The organism is Paraburkholderia phenoliruptrix (assembly GCF_047325075.1).
Taxonomy (GTDB): Bacteria; Pseudomonadota; Gammaproteobacteria; order Burkholderiales; family Burkholderiaceae; genus Paraburkholderia; species Paraburkholderia phenoliruptrix.
On the sequence record NZ_CP168531.1, the window covers coordinates 3,634,697 to 3,660,656 of the forward strand.

Here is a 25,960-nt window from a genome sequence, read left to right on the forward strand (position 1 = left end):
AATACGTCATTGATCGCACGTTTTTGCAGCGAAATACTGACGCTTCGCTTTCTACATGCACCTCAATCTAAATGCCCAATACCCAGCACTTTTGCACGCTCGATGAAACCAGCGATCTAAACGATGAATTGCGTGGCATTCGCCACCGTTTGCACCAGCATCCTGAACTGGCTTACCAGGAATTCCAGACATCGGATCTTGTCGCCGAGGCGCTCGCAAGTTGGGGTTACGAAGTCACACGTGGTCTGGGCGGAACGGGCATGGTTGCGTCGCTGAAGTTGGGAACGGGATCGCGGGCCGTTGCGGTACGTGCCGATATGGACGCCCTGCCTATCACCGAGGCCACGGGCCTGCCCTATTCCAGCGTTCACCCGGGCAAGATGCACGCATGCGGTCACGACGGTCACACGACGATGGTCCTTGGTGCAGCGCGGCAACTGGCGCGCACGCGCCGCTTTGACGGAACCGTCCATCTTGTCTTCCAGCCCGCTGAGGAAGTCGGCTCGGATAGCGGCGCGCAACGTATGATCGCTGACGGACTGTTCGAGCGCTTCCCCTGCGAGGCCATCTTCGGCCTGCACAATCATCCCGGCGCACCGGCGGGCACGTTCATGTTCCGCAGCGGCCCATTCATGGCCGCATGCGATACCGTCGACATCACGATCCACGGCCGCGGCGGTCACGCTGCCCGCCCCCATCTCGCCACCGATCCGCTCGTGATCGGCGCAGGACTCGTGACGGCGCTGCAAACGGTCGTGTCGCGCAACATCGATCCGATGCAGCCAGCCGTAGTCACGATCGGCGCGTTCAATGCGGGACACGCGCCCAATGTGATCCCCGAAACGGCGCGTCTTCAACTGAGCGTTCGCTCGTTCGATCCCGAGGTGCGCAAGCTGCTCGAAGCACGCATCCGTGCGCTCGCCGACGCGCATGCGCAAGCGCACGGCGCCAGCGTTGATATCGACTATGTGCCGGGCTACCCGGTGCTCGTCAATAGCGCGCAGGAGACTGAATTCGCGTTACAGGTCGCACGAGAACTAATGGGCGACGAACGCGTGGTCGACGGCTTTGGTCCGATCGCGGGCAGCGAGGACTTCGCCTATTACCTGCAAGAGAAGCCTGGCTGCTTCCTGCGCGTGGGCAATGGCAAGGACACGCCCATACTGCACAACGCGAAATACGACTTCAACGACGACAACCTGACCGTCGGCGCCGCATTCTGGACGCGTCTGGTCGAGCGGTTTCTTGCGTTGAAAGTCTAAGCGCCCATTAGAAAGCACAGACGGAACCATCATAAATACACCTACGGTGAGGACCTAAACCATGTCAACCCAGCCTCTTACGTCGTCCGGCACGATTGCGGTTTCGCAGACCCGCATTGTCGTGGCGGCCGTCGTCGGCAATCTGCTCGAGTTCTTCGATTTCACCGTCTACAGCTTTTTCGCGCTGACCATCGCAAAGTTGTTCTTTCCGTCGCAAGATCCCATCGTGTCGACGTTGCTGGCGTTATCGGCGTTCGCGATCGGCTTCGTGGCGAGACCCGTTGGCGGCTTCGTGCTCGGCCATTACGCAGACAAGCGCGGGCGCCGGGCCGCGCTCACGCTGACGATCTTCCTGATGGCAGTCGGCTCCGCGGCGATCGGTCTCGCGCCGACCTACGAGACGATCGGCATTGCCGCGCCCGCGTTGATCGTGGTAGCGCGCCTCGTGCAGGGTTTTGCGCAGGGCGGCGAGTTTGGCGCGGCCACCGCGACCCTGCTGGAAACAGGTTCTGCAAAAGGGCGTGGCTTTCGCGCAAGCTGGCAACTGGCGAGCCAGGGCGCGGCCGCGCTGCTCGGCTCGGGTATGGCTGCGTTGCTCACCTATCATTTGACCGGTCCGCAGCTGCTCGATTGGGGTTGGCGCGTTCCGTTTCTGGCCGGCACGCTGATCATGCCGGTGGGCGTGTATCTGCGCCGGCATATCGTGGACGACGAGCCCGTCAAAACCGAGCACTCGCGCTTCGAACCGGCCCTCGTGCGCAAATGGTTTTTGACGGTCTTCGCGATCATGGGCATGACGGTCGCGACCTACGTGCTGATGTACTACATCCCGACCTACTCGATCCAGTATCTGAAGATGCCGCCCAAGCTGTCGATGCTGGTCTCGATTGGCGCCGCCTGTGTCTCGCTGCTCATGTGCCCGATCTGGGGCGCGCTGTCGGACCGCATGGGCCGTAGAAAACCGCTGACCGTGCTGGGACGCGTGGTGCTGATCGCGCTGCTGTATCCCGCGTTCTGGCTGATGAACCAGTTTCCGACGCTGCCGGTCGTCACCGGCCTGATCGTCCTGCTGATGTTCTTCTACACGATGGGTTCGGCGCCCGCGTATGCGCTCATGCCGGAAAACTTCCCGAAACGTGTGCGCGCAGGCTATCTGGCAAGCGCGTATGCCGTGGCGGTGTCGGTGTTCGGCGGCACGGCGCAACTTGTCGTCGCGTGGCTCATCAAGGTGACGGGCAATACGATGGCGCCGGCGTGGTACATGATCGCGTGCGTCATCATTTCGCTCTGCGCTGTGACGATGCTGGAAGAAACTGGCGGACGCGATCTGGCCTGATTGTGTCGAGGAGTGCGGGCCAGGAAATCAGGGCCGGCTGGAACCACGAGTGGCGGAGTTTCCACAACGCGGTTAGGGAGTCGCCGCCTTGACCGTTCGCCCATCATCCTGGCCCGGCCCGATCACGAGGCTCGCCTCCACCAGCAAACGCCGCAGTCCCAGCTTTGGATAATTGCGGGCGACAGCCCGGAACGCATAAGGATTGACCCGATCTTCGAGAAGGTCCGCCAAAACCCATCGCGGGTTGATTTCTAGCGTGAGCATGGTGCCTAAGAAACAACCGTGTAGCAACGCTAATGGCGTCGGACATTCGGGGTCGTCTGGTGTCCTACCACTGTGAGAAAACTGCCGTTCGGACTAGTCGTTGGCCATACGCCAGCCCTTCCGACATAGCCGCCCTTTCCGACGCTCGAGCCAACGGCAGCTTCGACCGATCGGCCTGCCCACATTCGGCCGCGAGGGCCGGCAGCTGATGCGAAGCAGCCGCTCAAACGGCTGAGTGACGGTGGTGGCGAACGGCGACTAGTGGCCGCGTCGAGGCAGTGCTCTCTGTGGATTGCTCGTCGCAAACCGGACATTGAGCGAGGCGGACAAGACCTCGGTCAGCCAAAACTAGGCCACGGGCTCGACCGGCCGCTCCTGGCCGGCATGGGAACTACAGGCCGAGGATCGTGACGCAGCTGTGCCGGAGACGATTGTCGCTGGTCCACGTCTCGATTTGCGAAATCATCGCGCCGAGCGCGGCACAATTCGCGTTCATACTCTGAGTAAACCTTTCTTTCGAATCGGCGAAGAGGAAGCCAATCTGCTGCAGCATGTCCGGCCTGAATGTCTCCACTTCCAGCCTGCTTCGGACGTCCGCAAGGGCTTTTACTATCTTTTCCCAGTCAAGCATGCTGATTTGAGTGAATGCATAGTGATCGTAAGTCGGCTCGAATCTTTCGATCGTCGGCTCGATATACCCAAACACCTCTTCCTCGAAAAACAGCGAACCATCGTTCCAGCATCGATTCGCATAGGGGCCCGCCATGACTTCGCCATAGGCAGTACCTTCCAGCGATGAGGGGTCTGTTATCGCCCGGACCCGGCATGCCGAACTCATCGGTCGAAACTCCTCGAAAATATGCAGGCCCCCGATTGTCAGCGATCCAGCCACCGATGTCGAAAGGCCGATTTTGGCCGGTGCTTGTCGCAGGAGGCTGCTCATGGCTCAGTGCGGGACATATTGTCTCGGGTGGAAAATCGCTGCCACCAGAAGGTCAATTTCTCGTGCCCGTTCATCAACGGGCCGGCCTCAGGTGTTTGCATGAAGCATGCGAAGATTGGAGCGGCGTATAGGTCAGCCAGTGTCACGCTTTCGCCGATTAAAAATCCGTGGTCGTCTGACAGCCGAGCCAACTCCGATAGACATACGGCGGCACGCGGCAATGCAGCTCCGATCTTCTGCTCATTGGGCAACCGGCCTTCGCGAGCGGAAACGACACGTTCGACATAGAGATCCCAAACGAGCGTTCTGTATGCATAGGCGTCCATTATCCCCACGATCTGGTTGACCTTGGCGCGAGCTCTGGGAATCGTCGGCTGCAGTTTGCATCCGGAAAACTCTTCATCGATGTAGCGAACAATTGCGCCAGTCTCGTATAGACGGAAGTCTCCATGTTCGAGCGCCGGAACACGCCCAAACGGGTGACGGGTCAAGTGCTCCTGTGGGACCCCGGTCTTCGCGAATACATCTACCTCGCGCAGGACATAGTCGACTCGCTTCTCTTCCAATGCGAGGCGGGCGATTCGCACATACACGCTCCATGCGGCTCCATATAGATTTACCACTGCGGTGGTCAGCACAGGATCGCCCCAGTCGCGCACGAGCGGCGCGGATTGTCCAAAACCTGTTGATAGTTCTCATGCAGAGCGGGCCAGTCGCTACCGGGCTCCAGAGCCGTTGCATCCAGACGCTTCAGGGCCACGGCAAGCCGCATGCGCGCATGACAATGCCCGACCGCCGCAAGCCATCCAGCACACGCGAATTCCTCTCCCGATTTCGACTGGTAACAGGCGAAGACGCTTGCGCCGAAGTCCGGTCCCATTCCTCGATTATCCGGGCAGGTAGCAGATAGGTTTTTGGCCAGCGCCATGTCGAAATGCGGAATGTCCGCAGCCGTCGCATCGCAACGTCAAGGCACGACCGACACGGCTTGCCGAGTTTGTTCATGGTGGCGTTTTCCGTCTCAGAGCCAATGGGCGAACTTAGCTACCGCGAACATTGCAGACAGTCCAGCCAGCGCAAAGCAAATTTTCTTGTTAGGCATCCAGCGGGGGATGCGCGCGCTGTTCGAGCGTCATCCCCTGAGCGCCGAGCCCGAAATAGACAAAGACACCAACCGCCGCAGCCCATTCCACAAGGTCGTACATTGGCCCGAAAAATCCCGCTGCCATAGGTCTGTGCCACTACGTTCCCCCGTTTTCCGTTGTATCAGTGGGTTCTTGTGTAGGCGAGAAGTTGATTAACAAACCTTGAGCGCCGCCCGCTCACCTCCAACACATCGCCAATCGCAGTTTGGTCCTGTTCAGCCTGGGCCACGCAAACCTGAAACTCGTCGCGCGGATCGCCCGCTTTTCTCAGGGTCAATGCATAGCAAGTGTGCTTGCCGCGCTGAACGTACTTTGCAGCGACATCATAGGTTGCAACGTATGCCACTCCAATCACCTGGTTCATCACGTTCGCAAAAGCGCCGGCTGCCAGAGCAACGAGGATCGCTGCGGCGATTGTTCCCGTCACCCACGATTCGGCGAGCCCTACTACATGTTCCTTGGTTGCCCCACGAGGCTTGTACGAGCTGCCAATCAGCGCACGCTGGAGCCGCCACGCGATGAGAACCAAAACTGGCACAGCAACCGGCGCGACCCACCTCCAGTATTCACGGCTAATTCGCACAGCCGGGCCATCGAACGATGAACCCCACGCGAGCACAATGCCAGCTCCGAAAACCAGGAAGAAAACACCATAGGAACTGCGACCAGTCCCTACGAACAACGAACCGTTTGATCCCATCACGTGCCTAGCTTTCACCCGTTTTTCAGTTCCGTCAACACGGCTCCCCTAAGTTGCGGTATGCCGAAACGCTTACCTCAAATTTGCTAAATCTGTCGCCCGACTGAAGCCTGATCCCGCTGCGCAAGAAGTGCATCAATTTTTCTTTCGAGTCGCAGGCTGGTCGATCCGGCCAGAAAGAAAATGCAAGCCGCATTAAACCCCGGGATCAGACAAACCAGCGCCCACCGAAAAGGCGCGCGCCCTTTATCTTTCGCCAGAAAATAAGCAGAGACTGCGAGCGCCAAGGAGACCAAAAGCAGAGGCATGAAAGAAATAAAGGTCGGATCGGACGGATGCTGCATGTGAGTTCCCTACGGCGCGGCGACCGGCCGCTGCGGGGCGCTTGCGCGCCGGGCCTTGCGCTCGCCGACGATGCGTTTTCATCGCGAGCTCGGGCGTGGTTCATGTTTTCGGTTGTGGTTACGGGACTGCGTTGCGGAGACCGTCGGGCGCGCGGATCAGCTTGCCGCCATAGCCCAGAAGCCCGTTCCACTCACAGAACTCCGAAAACGCTTCCTCCGGCGTCATATTCGCGATCTGCACGTCATCCCACCCGCGTTCGCGCAGGCAGTCCACAACTTCGACGCTGATGTTGGACACGATCATGGCTTTCCCTTCGAAAGAAGCCGTGCGCTGCCTTTTCGCGCCACGTGGCGTCCTGTGGCAGGAGTGTACGGATAAAACTCTGTCCGCTTTCCTGTTATCGGCCCGCGCCGGCATTACTTGATCAAACGCATCCCGGCAACCTTCGAGGCCGCCACGTCGAAAGTGGCCGTGTACTCGCACCCTGCGACGTGCCCCGACCGCTCGATCAGGCAGTCCGCAAAGTCGGCCTTCGCGGATGCGGCAAAAACCCGGAGTGCTTTTCGTACCGTGTCCGCACCTTCGACGATCAGTTCCTTGGTACCGATCATCGAGTCGATGATGTCCCTCATCTGCTCGCGCTCGACACCGTAGCATCGCGCGAGCACCCACACGACCTCAACTAGCGCGACCTGCGAAACGTACCCCGGTCGCTCGGCCGACAGGGAATCCATTAGCGCCGTCGCCTTGTTCGACTGCACGGCGTCGTCCTGCGCAAAATAACGGACCAGCACGTTCGTATCCAGTCCGATCATCGGGCGGATGCCCCTTGCTCGGCGATTGTCCGGTTCATGTCCTCGATCGACACCGGCTTCGCCGGTTTCTTGACGATGCCTTTGAGGGACGCAAGCGACCGCGTGGCCGGATAGACCTCGTACCGGCCCGTCGCCTCGTTAAAGCTGAATTCGATCCGGTCGCCGGACTGCAAGCCAAGCTGATTCCGCACGTCCACCGGGATGGTGACCTGGCCCTTTGAAGTGATGGTTGCTGCTGTCATGACGAGACCTCCGACATTCCTTACTTTAAGGTAAGGGGCTCGGAAAAGCAAGAGCACAAGCAGGCGCGCGAGTGGCTACACCCAGAATGGCACGCGTCACTCGCCAGCTCAATCGCGGCAACAGCCTCCCGCTGTTCGCGTTCGAACACGTCGAAATATAGCGAGACGTGATCGAGGTGCCTTTTTATAAGCGGCGTATATCACAATCCACGGGGACACGGTCGGCCGATATGACTCACATATTTGGGATTCCACATTTCGTGGCTGATGCTGACAGTCGCGTTGTTGCCTTGCGAAGATAGGAGCGAGCTGCGTCCGCGTCTGCCAGCGGACTTAGTCCGACCCACTACGGCCGTACAAACCTCTCTAATGCGGTCAGTCAGCCGAATCGGCGTCTTCCGGACTGGAGCACCACAAAGCGGACGTTAGCGACCTCACCCAACCGGCCACCTTCTACCTCTTTTGCGACGCTTGGCGATCGAGGTCAGCGTGGGCAGCTTTCGTAGCGAAAACAGACGCTGACGCGCGGCCCTCATCGAACCAGCGAAACCCGCGATATACGAGTCGACATGGCAAGGCTCAGCTTGCGCCCGGCACGACTGTCACAAAACGCCACAATCGCGCCCGTTGGCTAGTGGCCGCTTCTAACGTGGGCAGCGTATGGAGGCAGAAAAATGATCGGCAATCTCGAACTTCTGTCGCGGTTACTGATAGCTACACTGCTCGGCAGTGTCATCGGCTTCGAGCGCGAGCGACTGAACTGGGCGGCCGGCCTGCGTACGCACATGCTGGTCTGCGTTGGGGCAGCGTTGATCATGCTCGTCTCGGCGTTCGGCTTTGCCGACATGCTGGGCGAGAAGAACGTCGTGCTCGATCCATCCCGGGTCGCGGCACAGGTGGTTTCCGGTATCGGCTTTCTCGGCGCTGGGTCGATACTGCTTCGTGGCGAAGTTGTGCGCGGATTGACGACGGCAGCGAGCCTCTGGTCCGTCGCGGGTATCGGCCTGGCGGTGGGTGGTGGCATGTACACGGCCGCGATCGGGGCGACGGTCATTATCATGATCATGCTCGTCGGTGTAAAACCACTGGAGCGGCGCTTCATTTCAGTGCGTCAGCAGCGCACCATACAACTGCTGGTCGAGCGTGGCAGTGTCTCGCTGGACACCGTCCACCGGACGCTCGGCACTGGAAGTGTTCGCGTCAAGCAGTTCATTGTCCAGCAGTCAGAGGACCACGCCGATCTCGACGATGTGCATATTGCTCTGTCGCGGGTGAACTCGGGCGAGTTCTCGACGATATGCACGCGCCTCGAAGCCATGCCGGGCGTGCGCGAGTGTCGACCGGAGAAATAAGGCGGGGACACAATCATGACCCGAAGCTATGACTATGAAGGGTTCATGCTCGGTATCTCCGTCAGTCTGATACCAGCATCGGACCGAGCAAGCGGGAGCCAACCCGACCCGGTTACGTTGCTATCTCAGGATATTTCAGGCAGCGAGTGCAGCAGCCGTGTTTTCACCCCTTGCGCTTTCGCGAAGCGCGGCCGTCCCTTCCGAGAGGCCGACTCGCTCATGGGCGGATAGCATTTCACCCTGGCGCCGCGCGGTTTGTTGTCCGTCCGTGGAGCCGACACGCTGGTGCGCAATTGTGCGAACGGGAGCAGGCGCAGGGTTGATGCTGCTGCACTCCTGTACGTGTGACATAGGTTCGCCTGCCAGTGTTGCAAGCGGTAGGCGCCATCCGTCGAATTTTGTGGGGCTCCCGTTCTTTGCCCTCCAGCATATCTTTGGAAAATCCGCCGCTGAGCCTCGGCTTTAGCGCGCGGATTTTGCCGTGGGCGGAATTGCCTATGTGTGCTGCCGCACACTCTGGAGCAGCAGATGCTGTCCTCATCGTCAAAAATTCACAAAACTTTGCTTCGCGAAGTTAATACGTCTGGAGTCGACGATGGATGCACTTACAGGCTTTTTACTGTTTGGGGTGTCGTTAGCCGCGATTCTTGCAACAACAGAAAGCAGCGGGAAGTTGTGGTGGGCCGGTCTGCTTGGCACATTGGCGGGCGGTCCCGTTGTAATTGTCGCTGTCTCAATGACCATGCCCGGCAGCGCCGGCAGTGTGCTGGCAGATACCCTGGCGTTGGTCGTGCCGGTTATCTTTCTGTGCGCCGCGCTATCAAGCCACAGCAGTCCGAAAATCGCTGCAGGAAACAGCAGTCCGTAGCAGTGAACGCACCGCAACGCGTAAGCGTCACGAACCGACTGGAGATCCAAAGGCTGTTCCTTGAGGCTAAGCTGTCGTGTGAATGACGTTCGAAAGATTAGCGTGAACGGCGGGTTGCGGTCGACTGCACTCGTGCAACGGCCGCGGCCCGATGCAGCCGTTCACGCGTTCCCTGTCTCCATGGCTCTGCAGGAAACAGGCCACTTTTCGTGGTTCGATGTCGCCAACGCTCAGTCATTCGAACGGCGCCTCTTCTTACCGTAGCAATCGGGGGGCATAGTTGTCTGCTCTTTGTAGAGAACCTACAGCACGGCTATCGCAGCTCGTGCGACACGGGAGTTATGCGCGGCCAGCCCGTTTCGCATGGCGGGTGGCTATCCCCTTGTGAGCAGAATGAAGTAGCATGCCAGCAAAGGGGCTCTTCTTTCACGCGTTAGCGGTCGGTTTCGTCGCTCGCAAACGGAGTGCTTATGTTGACGCTTTATTCCTATCCGGATCTCTTCGGCGTCGCGGATAACAATCCGTTTGGTCTGAAAGTATTTGCGTTCATGCGATTGTGCGGGCTCCCCTTTGAGCATCGTCATGTCCTCGACACAAGCGTTGCGCCGCGTGGCCAACTGCCTTACCTGCGTGATGGGGACGATACGATCGGCGACAGCGACAGGATCATCGCGCATCTGACACGTCGATACGATCTGGACATCGATCGCGCGCTTTCGCCAAGACAGTTGAACCTGGACCTTATGGTCCGGCGAACGCTCGACGACCTGTACTGGATCATGAGCTTTTCACGCTGGCGCGACGAGCGCTTCTGGCCGTCTTTTCGCGACGCCATGCTGTCCGCCCACCCGGACATTCCAGCTAGCGATCTTGAGGAGGCCCGCGAATACAACCGCCTGCGGTACCACTATCAAGGCATCGGACGATATGAACCCGAGCAGGTCTATGAGCGAGGTATCGCGGATCTGCGCGTCGTGGCGGACATGCTCGGCAACACCGGCTATGTGTTCGGCGGCGATCCTGCCACCGTTGACGCGGCGATCTACGGATTTGTCGCAAACATTTACTTCTACGAAATTGACACACCGCTTAAGCAGTACGTGCTTTCGCGCGCGGCGCTCGTGCACCATTGTGAAGCCATCCATGACCAGATCCGCACGACCGGAACCGATCGGGCAGGGTGAACGGCGCGTAGTGTCGAAGGTGCATCCAGTCGGCTTGCGTGGCCCCGCAATGAATCAAGGGTCGTCGGTTGCGCTTGATCCGTGCTGGCGAATCGCGGAATGCCCTGGTTTTTCCGACGTCTACCGATTCCTGAATTAACTCCAGCCTGACCGCCGCGGTACAGTAACGCGACGAAAGGTTCGCCCAACGTGAAGAAGAACGCAGTCGACTCGGGAGATGGCGATGACCGCTCAACGGTAATCCGATCGCGCTGGTTCGCGATGCTGCTGCTCGCGGCGTCGACACTGGCGCCGCTGCAGCCCGCTCACGCGGACGGTACCCTTGCAGGGGAAGTGAACGGGGTTACGTTCGACCAGTTCATACAGAAGACGCTTGAGGACTATGAGGTACCTGGGGCGATTGTCGTCGTGGCGAGCGACAAGGGCACTGGGTTCCTAAAGGGGTACGGCGTGCGTCGTCGCGGCGAAAGGGCGCCGGTCGACGGGGATACACGATTTCAGCTCGCGTCCATGAGCAAGTTCATCGCCGCGACGTCGGTCGGAGCACTCGTCGATCGGGGCGTCGTTTCGTGGGACGCACCCATCAGGACTTTTTCGCCTGACACGGTACTCGCGGAGCCTTACGCCACGCAGAACGTCACATTGCGCGATTTCTTCGCACATCGTACCGGGCTGCCGGCCTACACAGACGACCTGCTCCCCCAACTCGACTATGACCCCGACGAACTGCTGCACCGCGCGCGCTTCCAGCAATTCGACCATAGCTTCCGGTCGCGATGGGCCTATTCGAACTACGGCATCTTTCTGGGGCAGTACAGTGCATCGCGGGCTGCCGGGATGAGCCCCTCGCAATTGCTGTCGAACATGATGCTCGTGCCGCTTGGCATGACGCGAAGTGGTCCGGTGCAGGCGGAGCTTTTCAAGGACGATAATCGCGCCACGGCTCATAACATCGACGGCTCAATCATGCCGTACGAGAACGTCGACAAGTTCAGCGGTGCGGGCGCGATAGTTTCGACAGGCCGCGACATCGGACGCTGGATGACGATGTTGCTCGGGCAAGGCACATTCGATGGAAAACAGATTCTGAGCAAGGAAACCGTGACCGAAATCTTCGCCGCGAGCATGGTGCAAGGCGTGGGCGGTCCGCTGAGCGATCCCAATGACTCGGCCGGGTTGGGGTGCGAGAGCTATCACTTCCTTCGCTGGCGCGTAATCGAGAAAAATGGCGCGCTGAACGGCATGCGCACCATCGTCACACTGATCCCGGAGCGTGGCCTTGGCATCGCGATCTTTGCCAACAAGCAGGTGACAGTATTTCCAGAGGCCGTCCGTGCGGAGTTTCTCGAGCGTGTGCTTGCGCCCTCAGGGCAGGACCTGCAAAGGCAGATTCACGAAGAGCAAAAAGGCTGGTATGCGCTTCTCGATGTGCCTAGGCCCCCGGCCGATGCCAAGCCGCTCGCGCGCGACCTTGACGCTTTCACGGGCCTCTTTGTCAGTCCGCTGTATGGGTCGCTTGCCGTGATACGCAACGGCAAAACTCTTGCAGTGAAAATCGGCGCCCATGATTTTCCAGGGAGGTTGACGCATTGGTCCGCCGACTCGTTCCTGATCACATTTGAGAATCCCGATATACCGCCGGGCATCCTCACGTTTGCTTTTAAGGCAGGCGATACCCATGCCACCGGCTTTGACGGCAGCAGCGTACCGAATGCCTTCACGACCGATTACGGGCATTTCGATCGCGCAGAATAGTGGAGAAATCGATGCGCGGCAGAGATTCGACGTAGTTGGTGTCTACTTGCCCTGAATCCCACCCCCCTTTCGATGATGCAGCTGACGGCCTCAAATCTTACATGACTGCAATGGAGCGGGCTGCGTCAGCCTGCTCTTCAATTTCATCGCCAAAAAGCGGTCGGTGGAGTCACGCAGCCCGGGAGCAGACAGTCATCAGCGAGTACTCCCGACCCTCTGCGGTCAATCAACGCCAAGAGCGGAGCGTCCGGATTCAGCCGGATAGCGGACCCTGCCTTCGAGATAGACGGTCTTCCTGAGGCGACACTACCACAAGGAATCTCGGGTTTATGCGAGCTAGCCAGCGTAGGACGCGCGAGGGTGCACGTCTCACGAGCGGCATCGGTCAATGATCTCGAAAAGTCGCTGGCAGGACATGGCGACGTGGTGCTCAGGCGCCGTGGCAACACCGAGCAAAAGGCCGGGTAAGGTCCAGGACGGAGTCGCGAACCACACGGACAGCGGCGATGGCGCCATGCCAACGGCCATCGCTTCGCGAACGATCCGCAAATCGGGCGAGCCGTCGGGGAGTCGGAGAAGGACTGCCAGGCCGGCATTGACCCATTCCGCGTCGCGCATTCGCAACTGCTCGCATAACGCGTCACGCTGGGCAGAATAAAGACGCTTGAGCCGGCGCACGCGCCGGATGTAGTGGCCGTCACGCATGAATCGCGCTGTGGCGAGTTGAATGACTGGCGATGGCGCCGGGGCAAGCGTTGCTGCCACTTCGGCAAATGCGTTGGCCAATTCGTTTGGCGCGACGACAAATCCGAGCCGCAGCCCCGGGTTAATCGTCTTGCTAAACGAACCGATATGAATGACCCGTTTGCCCTCTTCCAGTGACGCCAGCGCAGGTGCCGGCCTGCCTTGAAGTTGCAGCTCGCCGAGGTAGTCGTCTTCGATGATCCAGGCGTGGCTCGAGGCTGCCCATTCCAGCAGCTGAAGCCGTCGCCTCAGCGACAGCGTCGAGCCCAGTGGCGCTTGTTGACCAGGCGTCACGACTGCTAACGCGGCGTCCGCGGCGTTCTCGATGCCATAGCCTACGTTGAGGCCTTCTGCATCCACTGGCACCGGCACTATGTTCAAACGCGCGAGCTCCAGGCCTTTGCGCGTGACCATGAAACCGGGCTCTTCCATCCAGACCTTCCTGCCTTCGAGACCCAACACCCGTAGTGCGAGGCCTAAGCCGGCGCTATACCCCGAAGTGATAAAGATCTGCTCCGGATAGCAGTGCACGTTTCTCGCGATGGAGAGATAGCCCGCGATTTCTCTGCGCAGTTCAAACTCCCCTCGAGGATCGGGATAGAGCAGCGACGACAGGCATCCGGTCTTCAGCAGATTGGAAGAACGCGCGCGTGCAAAAAGCTGTTCCGGCAAACCTTCAAATGCCGGAATGCCGAGCTGGAAGATCGCCGGCCCGGCGTTCATCTCTTCATAAGCCCTCATAAAGGCGCCGAGCTGCGGCGCTTGCGCTTGTGTCGCCACCACGCGCGGCCGCGGGGCGACGCGAGTGCCCCCTGCCCCGAATGTTTCGATCATCTGGGCGTCGCATAAGCGTTCATATGCCGCTTGAACCGTACCTCGCGCCACGCCGAGCTGCGCCGCCAGGTCCTGCCACGAGGGCAGCCGCGTGCCGGGTGCGAGCAACCCGGCCTCTATGGTCCTGCTAATGCTCGCACGAATCTGTTCTGCGAGAGACAGCTTCGCTGTCCGGTCGAGCTGAATCTGCAGGTCTGGATGCATGTTCTTGGTACACACGGAAATGGGGAATCTTGGTTCTTCTATTCGTACCATCGATGGTACAGAATATTCCCACCCTAGCAGGTAGAAATGTGAGCCCAATACGGAGATACCGGGCCATGCCCGATCGACAGATTCGAACGGGTAACCATTCGTACCTCGAACTGTCCCTTCACCCATGGGATTAACCATGACCAATGCAGTCATCGAATGTATCCTGAGCCGCAGCGCAGCCAAGCACTACGACAACACTGCGACCTTGAGCGACGACCAGATCCGCGAACTCGTGCGAATCGGCACATCCGCGCCGACATCGTTCCACTTGCAGAACTGGCGCTTCATCGCGGTGCGCACGCCCGAAGGCAAGGCCCGGCTGAGTCCCATCGCGTGGAACCAACCCGCGATCAAAGATGCGGTGGTTACGTTCATCGTGTGCGGCCAACTGGTCGATACAAGCGTCATACCGGAGCGCCTGGCTCCGCTGGTGGAAGCGGGTGTCATGCCTGCCGCGATGGTGCCGGAATGGGAAAACCCCGCGCGCGAACTGTACATGGCGTACCCGCAGCGCCGGCGCGACGAGGCTGTACGCACGGCCACGTTCGGCGCATCGGCGATGATCTATGCGGCCCGCTCACTGGGCCTGGGTTCGACGCCGATGATCGGATTCGACGCCGAAGCGGTGCACCGCGAGTTCGAATTGGCAGAGGACGAAGTGCCGGTCATGTTGTTGTCGATAGGCGCGGAGCGTCCGGGAAACTGGGCGCAGAAGCCGCGCCGTCCCGTGGCCGATGTGCTGGCGCTCGTTTAATGACTAGCAGAACCGGTGATGTGCGGGAACAGGTTCTCGACTCCGCTATTGCCTTTCCGAAGCTGCCGGAGAAACTCGCATGAATATCCTGCACATCGACTGCAGTCCGCGATGGGACTCGCACAGTCGACAGCTATCGTCGGCAGTCGTCGACAAGCTCCTCTCGATTTTCCCCGACGCGCGTATTAGCCGCCGCGATCTGGGCTACGAACCGATACCTCACGCCGGCGCCGACTATGCCGCCACGCTCGCGACGCCCGCGTCGCTGGCCGCGGCAGGGCGCTCCGCCGACGCGCTAGTGCTCGCCGAGCAACTCATTGGCGAGGTCGAGCGCGCCGACGTCGTTGTCATCGGCACGCCGATGAACAACTTCACGGTGCCGTCCGTTCTGAAAGCGTGGATCGATCAGATCCTCCGTGTCGGCCGCACGATGAAGTCGACACCAGCCGGCAAGGTCGGAATGCTTTCGGACCGTCCCGTGTTCGTCGCGATCGCTTCGGGTGGCGTGTTTGCTGGTGAGCGAGCCAATCAGCCGGATTTCCTCACGCCCTATCTCACCGCAGTACTCGACTGCATTGGTTTCAATACAGTCCATTACCTGCCTTTGCAAGGCACCGCGTTTATCGATGACATTCGCGCAAACGAACTTCGCCGCTCGCTCGTCGCGACGATCGAACCGGCGATGGTCAGCCTCGTGCAAAGCCTCGCTTGAACAAGCGTCGAGCCGCTAACTTATCAGGAACGTTCGTCCTTGCGCGTCTCAATCGTGGAAAAGCTCTCGTCGACAACCATCAGCGTATGCTGGAGCGATCCTTGTTCTGGTCATCGCGCGGCTCAGGTCTGGGGCATCTGCGTTGCGCGTGTGGATGCCGTTTGCGTGCTGTCCGGTAAGCCGATACGCCGCGGGGATCCGATATTTAGTCCACGTGTCTATCGATCGCAAGTGCCGCTCAATCGCCATCGCATGATTCTGGCTTCCGCAGTAGCGGGATTCCCCGACAAACCATCCTTTTAAAAAAGTACTAAAGTATGAGCACATGCATGAGTACATCGAGAAAGGTTGTTGTCGTTACCGGCGCCTCGCGCGGGATGGGTGCCGCGATCGTTCGGGCATTTCGCGAACTCGATTGTGCCGTCGTTGCTACCTCGCGTTCGATCGGGCCGTCGGACGACGCGAACCTGCTGACGGTAGCCGGCGACATTGGCGACCCGGTAACCGCGCGACGTGTCATCGCCGAGGGCGTCGCACGCTTTGGCAGGATCGATACGCTGGTGAACAACGCCGGCATCTACATCGGCAAGCCTTTTACCGAACACACCGCCGAAGACTATGCGGCCGTGATGAACGTGAACATGGCGGGCTTCTATTACATCACGCAGCTTGCGATCGCCGAGATGGAAAAGCATTGGAGTGGTCATGTGGTAAATATCACGGCCAGCATCGATCAGGTCGCAATCAGCGGGGTCTACTCGGTCCTCGCAGCGCTGACGAAGGGCGGCATCAACGCGGCCACGAAGTCGCTCGCGATCGAATACGCGAAGAAAGGAATCCGCGTGAATGCCGTCGCGCCTGGAAACATGGACACGCCGATGCACGCGCCTGAAATCCATGAAGCGCTGCGAGCGTTCAATCCCATCGGACGCCTGGGCGAAACACGCGATATCGCCGACGCCGTGGTCTTTCTTGATTCGGCACCGTTCATTACTGGAGAGATCCTGCACGTCGATGGCGGGCAAAGCGCTGGCCATTGAAACGCTCTTTTCCATGCCGAGGCCTAACGGAGCTCTATGTCCCAAGTCGATTGGTTGAGCCACCTGCTGCAAATGATCACCATCACCGGACGGCTGGAAGTCCGTTGCGCGTATGGTGCGCCGTGGCGCGTGGCCTGGCCGCAGTCCAGTGCGCATGAGGTTCCCTATCACGTCGTGCTCAAGGGCCGTGCCATCATCGAGGACCCCGAGACAGACACGGCGCGGGAACTGGTAGCCGGCGATGTCGTGCTGCTGCCTCACGGGTCGGCGCACGTGCTGCACGACGGCAGCGGACGTGCACCCGGGCCTACGTGCGAACGCCGTGATTCCGCCGGATTGACGTTCAGCGAAAACGACGGTCAGGGCGAGCGTCTGGACATGCTATGTGGGCGATTTCTCATCGGACCGCCTCATGATCGGCTGATTCGCAATTACCTGCCCACGAATGTAGTAGTCCGGACCATGGAAGGTCGCGGTGAAACGGGTATGGAGTCTGCTCAAAACCACCTCGCCAGTTTCGTGGGGATGATGCGCGAAGAATCCGCGGGCGACAAAGTCGGTGGATACGCGATCGTCAATGCCCTTTCGTCGGCGCTCTTTACGCTGGTATTACGCGAGGCGAGCGAATCAAAAGAAGCCCCGGCAGGCCTGTTGGCACTGGCCGGCAATCCACGACTGGCGCCTGCCATTTCAGCCATGTTCGCCGATCCCGCGCGGCCCTGGAATCTGCCTGAGCTAGCCGACTTATGCAGTATGTCGCGCGCCACCTTCATGCGGCGCTTTCAGGACACGCTCGGGTGCTCGGCCGTGGATCTGTTGACCGATATTCGGATGAGCCTGGCTGCCAACGGGTTGAAGAAACCGATGATGACCACCGAGGCGGTGGCCGAGTCGGTCGGGTATCAATCGGTGTCGTCATTCCGCCGTGTGTTCACCGAGAGGATGGGCATGACGCCGGGGCAATGGCGGCGTCTCGCGCGCAACGGCCGATAGCGGCCCAGCAGCGGCCCCAGTGCTGCTCGCGAATCATCGCTCCACGTCGTCTTGATCCTTTTGGATACTTTATTGAGCAAATCCAGTCTCGAAAGCCGCATCGACAAGGCCTAAAGTGGAGGCTCCTAACCGCCTGACGCCACATCGACGCAACGCACGCTGATACGAGGGATACCGACTTATGAGCGCACAAGCCTTCGAATTTGACGGACCCCACGGCTACCGGCTCGCCGGCAGACTGGAATTGCCGGACGGCCAGCCGCGTGGCTGGGCGATCCTCGCCCACTGCTTTACGTGCGGCAAGGACAGCCTCGCCGCCAGTCGCGTCGCACGGGCACTCGCCGCTCACGGCATTGGCGTGTTGCGCTTCGACTTTGCCGGATTGGGCAACAGCGGTGGAAACTTTGCCGACACGACTTTCGCCACGGACGTGGATGATCTGGTAGCGGCTGGCAACGCGATGACCAGCGACGGCAAGCCGCCATCGATTCTGATCGGCCACAGCCTCGGCGGCGCAGCCGTCCTGATGGCCGCGGGCCAGATGTGGGGCATTCGTGCGGTGGCCACTCTGGCCGCTCCGTTCGATACCCGCCATGTTCTGCATCAGTTCGCCCCGCAAAGCCTTGAAACCATCGAGACGCGCGGCGAAGCGGAAGTATTGCTGGCTGGCAGGCCGTTCGTCGTGCGCAAGAGTTTCGTCGACGACCTGGCGTGTCACAACCTCGAGTCGCGGATCGCCGGGTTGCGCATTCCATTGCTGGTGCTGCATTCGCCGCTGGATTCAACGGTGGGCATCGAGAACGCCGCGCATATTTTTGCGGCTGCGAAGCACCCCAAGAGCTTCATTTCGCTGGACAACGCCGACCACCTGCTGACGCGCCGCGCCGACGCGGACTATGCGGCCGCAATGATCTCGACCTGGGCCAGCCGATATCCGATTTCCTGATTTAAATGACATGTGCTTTTGCGCTCCGGGTGGAGCGCGGGCACTCGTACGCCTAAACCTACCCTCCTACACACAGGAATCCTTATGAAAACCGAACTCAACATGACCAACCCCGTCATCGAATGCATTCTGAGCCGCAGCGCGGCAAAGTACTACGACACTACCGCGACCTTGAGCGACGAACAGATCCACGAACTCGTGCGGATCGGCACGAGTGCGCCGACGTCGTTCCACCTGCAGAACTGGCGCTTCATCGCGGTACGTACGCCTGAAGCCAAGGCGCGACTGAGCCCGATTGCGTGGAACCAGCCCGCGGTCAAAGATGCAGCGGTCACTTTCATCGTCTGCGGCCAACTGGTCGAAACCAGTGTGATACCGGAGCGTCTCGCACCGCTGGTGGAAGCGGGCGTCATGCCTGCAACCATGGTGCCCGAGTGGGAAATCCCCGCACGCAATCTGTATATGGCGTACCCGCAGCGCCGTCGTGACGAGGCTGTGCGCACGGCCACTTTCGGCGCGGCGGCGATGATCTATGCGGCCCGCTCGATGGGCTTGGGCTCAACGCCGATGATCGGTTTCGATGACGAAGCCGTGCACCGCGAGTTCGGACTGGCCGCGGACGAAGTACCGGTTCTCCTGTTGTCCGTAGGCGTGGAGCGAGCCGGAAACTGGGCGCAGAAGCCGCGCCGTCCCGTGGCCGAGGTGCTGGACCTTGTATGAAGTGAAAGACGAACACAAGTTGTCGCCTGCTTAAAGGGCAAATCCCGCTTCGACCCGAACTTTGGCGCGAAGCAAACCAACGGATGGTCTCCCAACGACCGTTCTCAATCTGTAAAACCGTAACTTAAGGATGACTACAATGGCAAGGACTACTACTTTAGCGCCGGAACAGGTGCCCGCCGATTCGAAGCCGACGCTCGATGCATTCACCAAAAATATCGGCTTCACGCCGAACATGATGGCGAGCTTCGCGCAAAGCCCCATCGCTTTCAACGCATGGGCCACGCTGCTCGGTTCGCTGAGCAAAGCGCTCGACGTGAAGACGCGCGACAGCATCGGTCTCGTCGTCTCCGAAGTGAACGGCTGCAACTACTGCCTGACGGTGCACAGCTTCACCGCCGAGCATATGGCGAAGCTGCCGGCCGATGAAATTGTTCTCGCCCGCAAAGGACATGCTGCCGACCCGAAGCGCGACGCCGCGGTTCAGTTTGCGCGCAAGGTCATCGAGACACGCGGGCAAGTCAGCGACGCAGATCTGAAAGCCGTGCGCGATGCCGGCTACACGGATGCAAACGTGATGGAGATCGTCGCGCTGGTGGCCATGTACTCGCTGACGAATTTTTTCAATAACGTGTTCGATCCCGAGAAGGACTTTCCACCGGTTACGCCGGCTGGCTCGATCTGAACTTTATTCCCTCATCCGCGAGGGAATTGGGAAACGAGGCGGAGGAGCCGGTCATGCCCCGGCTCCGTTCCGCTGGCTTACCCAGGAGAACAAGCATGACACTCGATCATCCAATCTTCACGCGCTGGCCGGCGCGGCACCCTGAGCGGCTCCAGCTCTTTTCGTTACCGACGCCTAATGGCGTGAAGGTCGGCATCATGCTGGAGGAAACGGGTCTTGCCTATGAGGCGCACCGCATCGATATCCTGGAAAACGAGCACCATGATCCGGCTTTTCTCGCCCTCAATCCGAACGGCAAGATTCCGGCGATCTTCGATCCGAACGGTCCGGGCGGACAGCCGCTCGCGTTGTTCGAATCGGGAGCGATCCTGATCTATCTCGCCGAGAAGACTGGACAACTCCTTTCCACCGACCCCGTTACTCGCTACGAAACCATCCAGTGGCTGATGTGGCAGATGGGCGGTGTCGGGCCGATGTTCGGCCAGGTTGGCTTCTTCAACAAATTCGCCGGCAAAGCCTATGAGGACAGGCGCCCGCGCGATCGCTACGTCGCCGAGTCAGCGCGGTTGCTGAGTGTCCTCGACCAACGGCTCGCGGGCCGCGACTGGGTAATGGGCACTGACTACAGCATCGCCGATATTTCACTGCTCGGGTGGGTGCGCAATCTGATCGGCTTTTATGAAGCGCGTGAGCTTGTCGGTTTCGACCGTTTCTCGCATGTCCAGTCGTGGTTCGAGCGCGGTCTTGCGCGTCCGGCGGTGCAGCGCGGGTTGGCAGTGACTGCGGCCTGAAGCGAGGCCGTCGAAACGTCTTGCATAACGAAGCATAAAGCCGCTCAAATTCTTTTCAAGCGAGGATATCCGTGATCGAAATCAACGCCGACGTCGAGGCGATCATCAAGCGGGCGATATTGTCATTCGTCGCGACAGTCAACGAGGACGGAACGCCGAATCTTTCGCCGAAGGCATCGTTGACGGTCAGGAACGGTGTTCTCTACTTCGCCGATATCGCCTCGCCCTCGACGATACGAAACCTGAAGCGCAATCCCGCCGTCGAGATCAACGTAATCGACATCTTCGAGAGGCGTGGTTATCGATTCAAGGGCCATGCGTCGATAATACCGCCAGGCGATGACCAGTACTCGATGATCGCGGACTGGGTCCGCGCGACGAACGGGCTCGAGTATCCCGTCGACCACGTCGTCAGGATCGCAACCATTTCGATCACTCCACTGCTGTCGCCGGCCCATGTATTCGCCGAGCCTGCTCGAAGTCAGGATGAAATAAGGAACACCTATTATCAAAAGTACGGTGTGAAACGCATCGGCGAATAGGCGAGAAGTACTTGCGCAAGCCAGGAGAAATCTATGCTATCGGTTGAGATAAAAGCCATTGAAAATAACGACTTTGATATTTGGCTTCCTCTGTGGAAAGGCTATCAGCGATTCTACGAAGTGGATATCCCCCAGTCGGTGACGCTCGAGACATGGGCGCGCTTTCTGGACCCAATGGAGCCGATGCATGCGGCGCTTGCCATGATGGGCGAACACGCCTTCGGGCTGGTGCATTCTATCTACCATCGATCCACCTGGACAACAGCTAACTACTGCTATCTGCAGGACCTGTTTGTGGCGGCCGATGCGCGTGGCGGCGGAATCGGCCGCGCGCTGATCGAGCATGTTTATGCGGACGCGAAACGTCGCGGGGCGGCACGTGTGCACTGGCTGACACACCAGACCAACTCTGTCGGCATGCGGCTTTACGATCGCGTCGGCGATCGCTCGGGTTTCGTCCAGTATCGGAAACTATTCACCTGAAAATTCTCATGCGGAGATGTTCTCAGGAATCCTGCAACACATCGCGCAGCCCCGCGTTCCTTTGATTCTTTTGAGCATTTTATTGAGCGATTGCAGTCTCGAAACCGGCATCGGGCAAGCCTAAAGTGAAGGCTGTTAATGACCGACCCACAACCTGAATTGGAAACCAAAAATGTCCATTCGCACAGATCAGCTTCGTCTTCAAATCGCCGAGAAAAGCGCAGGACCGCTCTCCAGTCTGGCTCTGCTCAGATGGGCGCTTGTCATCGTCTTTCTTTGGTTCGGCGCAATGAAATTCACCGCCTACGAAGCCAACGGCATCGCTCCATTCATCATCCACAGCCCGGTCATGAGCTGGTTGCACTCCCTATTCGGAGTTCAGGGGGCAAGCGACGTTATCGGCGTACTCGAACTGTCGACTGCAGCAGCGCTGACTATCGGAGCCTTTCTACCCATTTTCTCCGCATTGGGTGCAGCGATGTCGGCGGCGACCTATTTCATCACGCTCACCTTCTTCCTGAGCACACCAGGAGTGGCAGAAGCGACAGCCGGTGGGTTTCCGGCGATTTCAGCCTTGCCTGGCCAGTTCCTTCTTAAAGATGTCGTTCTACTGGCCGCATCGCTTTCTCTCCTTGTGGCGTCCATCCAGGCTTCGTGGGCTAACGCGCAGAAGTCGTGACCTGGATGAGCTTTCGGTACCGCGATTGCGGGCATCACGAGAAGCATTCCACCGCCGAACATGAAGAGGAGAGCAACGTGAAAGAGTCCATTGAGATCGGCAACAGAATCGCCGACAAGGCTTCCCCGCCCGACGAGCGCACTATCCGCGACTGGATGGGGCCCGAGGCGTTCGAGCATTGGGTCGAACTGCGGAGCTGGATCGACGCATCGTATCCCGGGGTTTTCGCGCCAGACTGGCTATATGGCGGCAAGAAGCGCGGTTGGTCGTTGCGCTACAGGAAAACCAAGGCCTTGTGCACGCTGTTGCCGGCATACAGACTGTTGTCGGTTCTAGTGGTCCTGGGGCGAGCTGAACGAGAGAAGTTCGAGGCGCGGCGTTACTTCTGGACCCCGCGGTTGGTTAAGCTCTACGATGAGGCCCGGGCCTACCCTGACGGGAAATGGCTGACTGTTCCGATTTCATCCGCGGATGATCGGCATGAGGTGACAGAGCTTATGCGTATGAAGCGCCCTACGCTTTCACGCGATTGAATGCCGTGGACGTCCTGTAACCCGCGACAGGCGCCTCGGACCTCATCACACCGACGATACCCGTGAGTGGGCGCATCGGTTTGGCTGCGGGCGAACTGCGTTAGCCTCCCGCCCAGCTTGACGCCTGCACGGCGATGTGCGAACGTCCGCTGTGACTCGGACAGCCGCCGTTGTTCCTGTCCTCGCGAATGACTGAAATTGGCAGCGGATTCAATTGCCGATCGGTGTGCAATCAACGAAATCATTGCGCCAACGGCAACACACGACAGCGGCTGGCCGCCACCCGCACCGGTCACATGCACACATCTGTTGAGCGACGGATCGCGTTGATGTTTTCCGCTTCGACACCAGAATGCCTTCGTACTTGGCGTGGCGCAGTCGTTACGCGGAACCCCACACACGTTCGAGGTCGACGGCCGACGCCTGTACACCTGGTGTGCCTTCGATACCTTGTTTTTCCCGGCGCTGATCGGTCGGACTGCCCAAGTGGTCTCGCGTTGTGCAGTCACCGGCGTGCCGGTCTCGCTCGCGGTCACGCCCGCTGCGATCCGGGATCTTGAACCCGCCGGCGCGACCGTGTCGCTGATCGTGCCGCAAGACACGCCCGACATCCATCATGCCTTCTGCTGCCATGTGCATTTTTTTTGCCTCTGCCGCGACCGGTGAAGCACTGGGTCACGACACACCTCGGCGTCGAGATTGTGAGCGTCCGCGATGCCTTCGCCGTGGGCCGCGAGCGTGTCGAACGGCTGTTGCGGGCCACCTGTGTGCGAGACGTGGGGAGCAGGATCGTATGTGATCACGCTTCACCCGGATTGCCTCGTGGCGCCCGCTGACTCCACCGGTTTTAGAGGCCCTTTGCGGCGCTCACCTGTTCGAAGCGGCAACGGCCTGGGTGTCCCGCGGCCGCGCGATTCGGCGAGCCGTGGGTAAGCGAAGGGCGCTTTCGGGGCGATTGAGATGGGGACGTCGGGACAGGACGGCTCCAGTCCGCCGGACCACATCATTTGCCGGGACGGATGGTCGCCGCCGCAAGGCCCGCCCCGGCGAACGCGCACGCGGCGGACACCAGCGCAACGGCGCGCAGCGCATCGACAATGGCGTCGGTCTCCGCGCGAGCCACGGGTAGCCGGGGCGGTGTAGGGGCGGCTCCCGATGCGGCCGTGGCTTGCGCAACCGGTTCGAGCAACTGTCCGTTCTGACGTAATTCCTGCGGCACGTGCATCTGGTCGAGCCGCGCCGACAGCGCCGCGTGGTGCGACCAGACGAACACGATGCCGAGCACGGCAATCGCAAGCAGGTTCGCCCCGCGTGCGACAGCGTTGTTGATACCGGAAGCGACGCCCGCGCGGTCGCTCGTCACCGAGCCCATCACGGTTGTGGTCAGCGGTGCGACGGTGATCGTCATGCCGAGCCCGAGCACGGCGAGCGCAGGGAAGAAGCCGGCCCAATAGCTCCCGCGGACGAATGGCAGCGCCAGCATCGCGAACCCGATCCCGGCGACACCGGGCCCTGCGGTCAGCAGCGTGCGCGAACCAAGGCGGCTCGTCAGGCCACCGGTGAAACGGGACAGCAAGCCGATGATGGCCGGCACCGGCAGCAGCGCCGCGCCCGCTTCGGTCGCGGTGTAGCCATGCGCGCGGATCAGCGTGAACGGCAAGAAGAACAGCACGCCGCCCAGGCCGAAGTAGAGCAGCAGCGTGACGAGATTGGCACCGGTGAAATCGCGCGAGCGGAACAGGTCGAGCGGCATCATTGGATTGCGGCTGTTCGATTCGATCATCACGAACACGGCCAGCATCAGCACACCGGCGCCGATCGCGCACAGTACGAGCGGATGGGCGAACCCGCGCGCCGACGCCTCCGTCAGCCCATAGGTGAGTGCGGCGAGTCCCGCCGCTGCGGCCGTCGCGCCGAACCAGTCCATCTGTTGCGTCGCATCGAGCTTGTGGCTGTTGGGCACCGACGACACCGCCAGGCCGATCGTCACGGCCGCAAGCGGACCGTTGAGGAAGAAGATCGCGCGCCAGGAAAACGCGTCGACGAGCCAGCCGCCTGCCACCGGCCCCAGCGCCGACGTGATCGCGCCGACGCCCGCCCAGGTTCCGATTGCCCGTCCGCGCGCTTCCCCTTCGAACACGGCGCCGATGATTGCGAGGCCGCTCGGGACGAGCAGCGCTGCACCGATTCCCTGAACCGCACGCGCAGCGATGAGCGAACCCGCATGCGGCGCGAGCCCACATGCGGCCGACGCCAGCGTGAAGAGCCCGATGCCCGCGATGAACACCGTGCGGCGGCCCAGCTTGTCGCCCATCGACCCGCCCACCAGGACCAGCGACCCAAGAAAGAGCAGGTACGCGTTGACGACCCACTGCATTGCCGGCACGCTTGCGCCGAGCTCACTCTGAATGGACGGCAGCGCGACATTGACGACGGAGCCGTCGATGAATGCCATGCTCGAGCCGAGGATCGTCGCGGCCAATGCGAGACGCTTGCGTCGACACGGCCGGTCGACCTCGGCGGGCTGCGTGCGAATGACCAGTTCGTCGCAGGGGCCGGCCTGCGCGGCGGCGACGTGCGCTGCGCCCTGCTGGCTATCGAGAAGGGCTGGCATCGGAAAGGTCGGTCGAGTCGCCGAGAAAATGTTCGATGAACAATGATACTTCAGGGCAAGCCGTAGGGACCGGGATGGTCAGTCCTTTGGAATGCAGTGGCCGCCAATCACGCATCGCGAGGCAGGTCAGAGACACCCCCATGCGGGCGAACGTCCACGGGTGCAGCACCGTGCGCCACAGCAGCCATGACCAGCACGAAGATTGGCAACCGCACGTTCCGCGCGACATCACCGCTTATCCGACGCGTCACGCTGCGCGACAACTCAATCCCTATATTCGGCGTCGGCAGTGCGCTGAACTTCGGTCATTCGATAGCGCTAGTTGAATGTCCCTTGATGGCCGACTGTACGCATTCGTCCCCTCCGCCGAACCCGGCCCAGCAGCGAACGCGCCGAACCGACCCGGAAGAGACCTTCGAGCCTG

31 protein-coding genes are annotated in these 25,960 nt (G+C 60.3%); 19 read left to right on the forward strand and 12 right to left on the reverse strand.

Annotated features, from left to right (window positions below):
- Positions 1-71 precede the first annotated feature (71 nt).
- Both ACEN8U_RS28045 and ACEN8U_RS28050 read left to right on the forward strand, forming a co-directional pair.
- On the forward strand, positions 72-1,262 hold the full coding sequence (locus ACEN8U_RS28045; protein ID WP_413658111.1) for a M20 aminoacylase family protein: 1,191 nt from the start codon (positions 72-74) through the stop codon (positions 1,260-1,262).
- Positions 1,263-1,323: 61 nt separating this feature from the next.
- A complete protein-coding gene (locus tag ACEN8U_RS28050) occupies positions 1,324-2,598 on the forward strand; it encodes an MFS transporter (protein WP_309583536.1) in 1,275 nt (424 codons plus the stop codon).
- Positions 2,599-2,670: 72 nt separating this feature from the next.
- On the opposite strand, the gene ACEN8U_RS28055 is transcribed toward ACEN8U_RS28050, so the two are convergent.
- From ACEN8U_RS28055 to ACEN8U_RS28095, 9 genes are all read right to left on the reverse strand, one after another.
- Positions 2,671-2,862, reverse strand: a complete 192-nt coding sequence (locus ACEN8U_RS28055) for a hypothetical protein (RefSeq protein WP_041745029.1) — start codon at positions 2,860-2,862, stop codon at positions 2,671-2,673.
- Between the two features lie 391 nt (positions 2,863-3,253).
- Entirely contained in the window at positions 3,254-3,805 is a 552-nt protein-coding gene (locus ACEN8U_RS28060) for a hypothetical protein (RefSeq protein ID WP_041745028.1), read from the reverse strand.
- The gene (locus tag ACEN8U_RS28065) at positions 3,802-4,392 is read right to left on the reverse strand and encodes a glutathione S-transferase family protein (protein WP_413658114.1); all 591 of its coding nucleotides are present in this window, start codon (positions 4,390-4,392) and stop codon (positions 3,802-3,804) included. Before ACEN8U_RS28065 ends, ACEN8U_RS28060 begins: the two co-directional genes overlap by 4 nt.
- Before the next feature lie 44 nt (positions 4,393-4,436).
- Positions 4,437-4,733 (reverse strand): DUF6283 family protein, encoded by a 297-nt coding sequence (locus tag ACEN8U_RS28070; RefSeq protein WP_413658116.1) that lies wholly within the window; start codon positions 4,731-4,733, stop codon positions 4,437-4,439.
- A 338-nt stretch (positions 4,734-5,071) separates the two neighbouring features.
- On the reverse strand, positions 5,072-5,668 hold the full coding sequence (locus ACEN8U_RS28075; protein WP_148281769.1) for a hypothetical protein: 597 nt from the start codon (positions 5,666-5,668) through the stop codon (positions 5,072-5,074).
- 68 nt (positions 5,669-5,736) lie between these two features.
- The gene (locus ACEN8U_RS28080) at positions 5,737-5,994 is read right to left on the reverse strand and encodes a hypothetical protein (protein WP_148281768.1); all 258 of its coding nucleotides are present in this window, start codon (positions 5,992-5,994) and stop codon (positions 5,737-5,739) included.
- 118 nt (positions 5,995-6,112) lie between these two features.
- A complete protein-coding gene (locus ACEN8U_RS28085) occupies positions 6,113-6,298 on the reverse strand; it encodes a hypothetical protein (protein WP_041745022.1) in 186 nt (61 codons plus the stop codon).
- Positions 6,299-6,411: 113 nt separating this feature from the next.
- Positions 6,412-6,810 (reverse strand): PIN domain-containing protein, encoded by a 399-nt coding sequence (locus ACEN8U_RS28090; RefSeq protein WP_015001930.1) that lies wholly within the window; start codon positions 6,808-6,810, stop codon positions 6,412-6,414.
- Positions 6,807-7,052 (reverse strand): AbrB/MazE/SpoVT family DNA-binding domain-containing protein, encoded by a 246-nt coding sequence (locus ACEN8U_RS28095; protein WP_310088433.1) that lies wholly within the window; start codon positions 7,050-7,052, stop codon positions 6,807-6,809. The genes ACEN8U_RS28090 and ACEN8U_RS28095 overlap by 4 nt, the downstream gene beginning before the upstream one ends.
- Positions 7,053-7,726: 674 nt before the next feature.
- Between ACEN8U_RS28095 and ACEN8U_RS28100 the strand changes: the two genes are divergently transcribed.
- Positions 7,727-8,404, forward strand: coding sequence for an MgtC/SapB family protein (locus ACEN8U_RS28100; RefSeq protein ID WP_015001928.1), 678 nt, complete (start codon positions 7,727-7,729; stop codon positions 8,402-8,404).
- Between the two features lie 543 nt (positions 8,405-8,947).
- Here ACEN8U_RS28100 and ACEN8U_RS28105 read toward each other — a convergent pair.
- Positions 8,948-9,322 carry a hypothetical protein gene (locus ACEN8U_RS28105; RefSeq protein WP_175126345.1) on the reverse strand — a complete coding sequence of 125 codons (375 nt, stop codon included), beginning with the start codon at positions 9,320-9,322 and terminating at the stop codon, positions 8,948-8,950.
- 420 nt (positions 9,323-9,742) lie between these two features.
- On the opposite strand from ACEN8U_RS28105, the gene ACEN8U_RS28110 reads away from it, so the two are divergent.
- Both ACEN8U_RS28110 and ACEN8U_RS28115 read left to right on the forward strand, forming a co-directional pair.
- Positions 9,743-10,456 (forward strand): glutathione S-transferase C-terminal domain-containing protein, encoded by a 714-nt coding sequence (locus ACEN8U_RS28110; protein ID WP_015001927.1) that lies wholly within the window; start codon positions 9,743-9,745, stop codon positions 10,454-10,456.
- A gap of 189 nt (positions 10,457-10,645) precedes the next feature.
- Entirely contained in the window at positions 10,646-12,211 is a 1,566-nt protein-coding gene (locus tag ACEN8U_RS28115) for a serine hydrolase domain-containing protein (protein ID WP_413658121.1), read from the forward strand.
- A gap of 369 nt (positions 12,212-12,580) precedes the next feature.
- Here ACEN8U_RS28115 and ACEN8U_RS28120 read toward each other — a convergent pair whose 3' ends face one another.
- Complete coding sequence (locus ACEN8U_RS28120) at positions 12,581-13,993, reverse strand: PLP-dependent aminotransferase family protein (protein ID WP_041745021.1); 1,413 nt, start codon at positions 13,991-13,993, stop codon at positions 12,581-12,583.
- 187 nt (positions 13,994-14,180) lie between these two features.
- Here ACEN8U_RS28120 and ACEN8U_RS28125 point away from each other — a divergent pair, with 187 nt between their 5' ends.
- The 14 genes from ACEN8U_RS28125 (at position 14,181) to merB (ending at position 23,588) form a co-directional block, all read left to right on the forward strand.
- Entirely contained in the window at positions 14,181-14,798 is a 618-nt protein-coding gene (locus tag ACEN8U_RS28125; protein WP_015001924.1) for a nitroreductase family protein, read from the forward strand.
- Between the two features lie 79 nt (positions 14,799-14,877).
- A complete protein-coding gene (locus tag ACEN8U_RS28130) occupies positions 14,878-15,510 on the forward strand; it encodes an FMN-dependent NADH-azoreductase (RefSeq protein WP_015001923.1) in 633 nt (210 codons plus the stop codon).
- A gap of 54 nt (positions 15,511-15,564) precedes the next feature.
- Positions 15,565-15,813: a DUF3331 domain-containing protein gene (locus tag ACEN8U_RS28135; protein WP_238558536.1), complete on the forward strand. Its 249-nt coding sequence runs from the start codon at positions 15,565-15,567 to the stop codon at positions 15,811-15,813.
- Between the two features lie 26 nt (positions 15,814-15,839).
- Positions 15,840-16,550, forward strand: a complete 711-nt coding sequence (locus ACEN8U_RS28140; protein WP_041745020.1) for an SDR family NAD(P)-dependent oxidoreductase — start codon at positions 15,840-15,842, stop codon at positions 16,548-16,550.
- A gap of 36 nt (positions 16,551-16,586) precedes the next feature.
- Entirely contained in the window at positions 16,587-17,543 is a 957-nt protein-coding gene (locus ACEN8U_RS28145; RefSeq protein ID WP_413658124.1) for an AraC family transcriptional regulator, read from the forward strand.
- A 181-nt stretch (positions 17,544-17,724) separates the two neighbouring features.
- Positions 17,725-18,489: an alpha/beta hydrolase family protein gene (locus tag ACEN8U_RS28150; protein WP_015001920.1), complete on the forward strand. Its 765-nt coding sequence runs from the start codon at positions 17,725-17,727 to the stop codon at positions 18,487-18,489.
- A gap of 84 nt (positions 18,490-18,573) precedes the next feature.
- Entirely contained in the window at positions 18,574-19,209 is a 636-nt protein-coding gene (locus ACEN8U_RS28155; protein ID WP_015001919.1) for a nitroreductase family protein, read from the forward strand.
- 139 nt (positions 19,210-19,348) lie between these two features.
- A complete protein-coding gene (locus ACEN8U_RS28160; RefSeq protein WP_041745018.1) occupies positions 19,349-19,894 on the forward strand; it encodes a carboxymuconolactone decarboxylase family protein in 546 nt (181 codons plus the stop codon).
- 95 nt (positions 19,895-19,989) lie between these two features.
- Positions 19,990-20,685, forward strand: coding sequence for a glutathione S-transferase N-terminal domain-containing protein (locus ACEN8U_RS28165; protein WP_015001917.1), 696 nt, complete (start codon positions 19,990-19,992; stop codon positions 20,683-20,685).
- A gap of 71 nt (positions 20,686-20,756) precedes the next feature.
- Positions 20,757-21,227: a pyridoxamine 5'-phosphate oxidase family protein gene (locus ACEN8U_RS28170; protein WP_015001916.1), complete on the forward strand. Its 471-nt coding sequence runs from the start codon at positions 20,757-20,759 to the stop codon at positions 21,225-21,227.
- A 33-nt stretch (positions 21,228-21,260) separates the two neighbouring features.
- On the forward strand, positions 21,261-21,710 hold the full coding sequence (locus ACEN8U_RS28175) for a GNAT family N-acetyltransferase (RefSeq protein WP_015001915.1): 450 nt from the start codon (positions 21,261-21,263) through the stop codon (positions 21,708-21,710).
- 172 nt (positions 21,711-21,882) lie between these two features.
- Positions 21,883-22,389, forward strand: a complete 507-nt coding sequence (locus tag ACEN8U_RS28180) for a YkgB family protein (RefSeq protein ID WP_015001914.1) — start codon at positions 21,883-21,885, stop codon at positions 22,387-22,389.
- A 77-nt stretch (positions 22,390-22,466) separates the two neighbouring features.
- Positions 22,467-22,922 (forward strand): DUF3788 domain-containing protein, encoded by a 456-nt coding sequence (locus ACEN8U_RS28185; RefSeq protein WP_015001913.1) that lies wholly within the window; start codon positions 22,467-22,469, stop codon positions 22,920-22,922.
- Positions 22,923-23,291: 369 nt separating this feature from the next.
- Positions 23,292-23,588 carry an organomercurial lyase gene (merB, locus tag ACEN8U_RS28190; RefSeq protein ID WP_015001912.1) on the forward strand — a complete coding sequence of 99 codons (297 nt, stop codon included), beginning with the start codon at positions 23,292-23,294 and terminating at the stop codon, positions 23,586-23,588.
- A 337-nt stretch (positions 23,589-23,925) separates the two neighbouring features.
- Here merB and ACEN8U_RS28195 read toward each other — a convergent pair whose 3' ends face one another.
- The gene (locus ACEN8U_RS28195) at positions 23,926-25,536 is read right to left on the reverse strand and encodes an MFS transporter (protein WP_413658126.1); all 1,611 of its coding nucleotides are present in this window, start codon (positions 25,534-25,536) and stop codon (positions 23,926-23,928) included.
- Positions 25,537-25,960 lie beyond the last annotated feature (424 nt).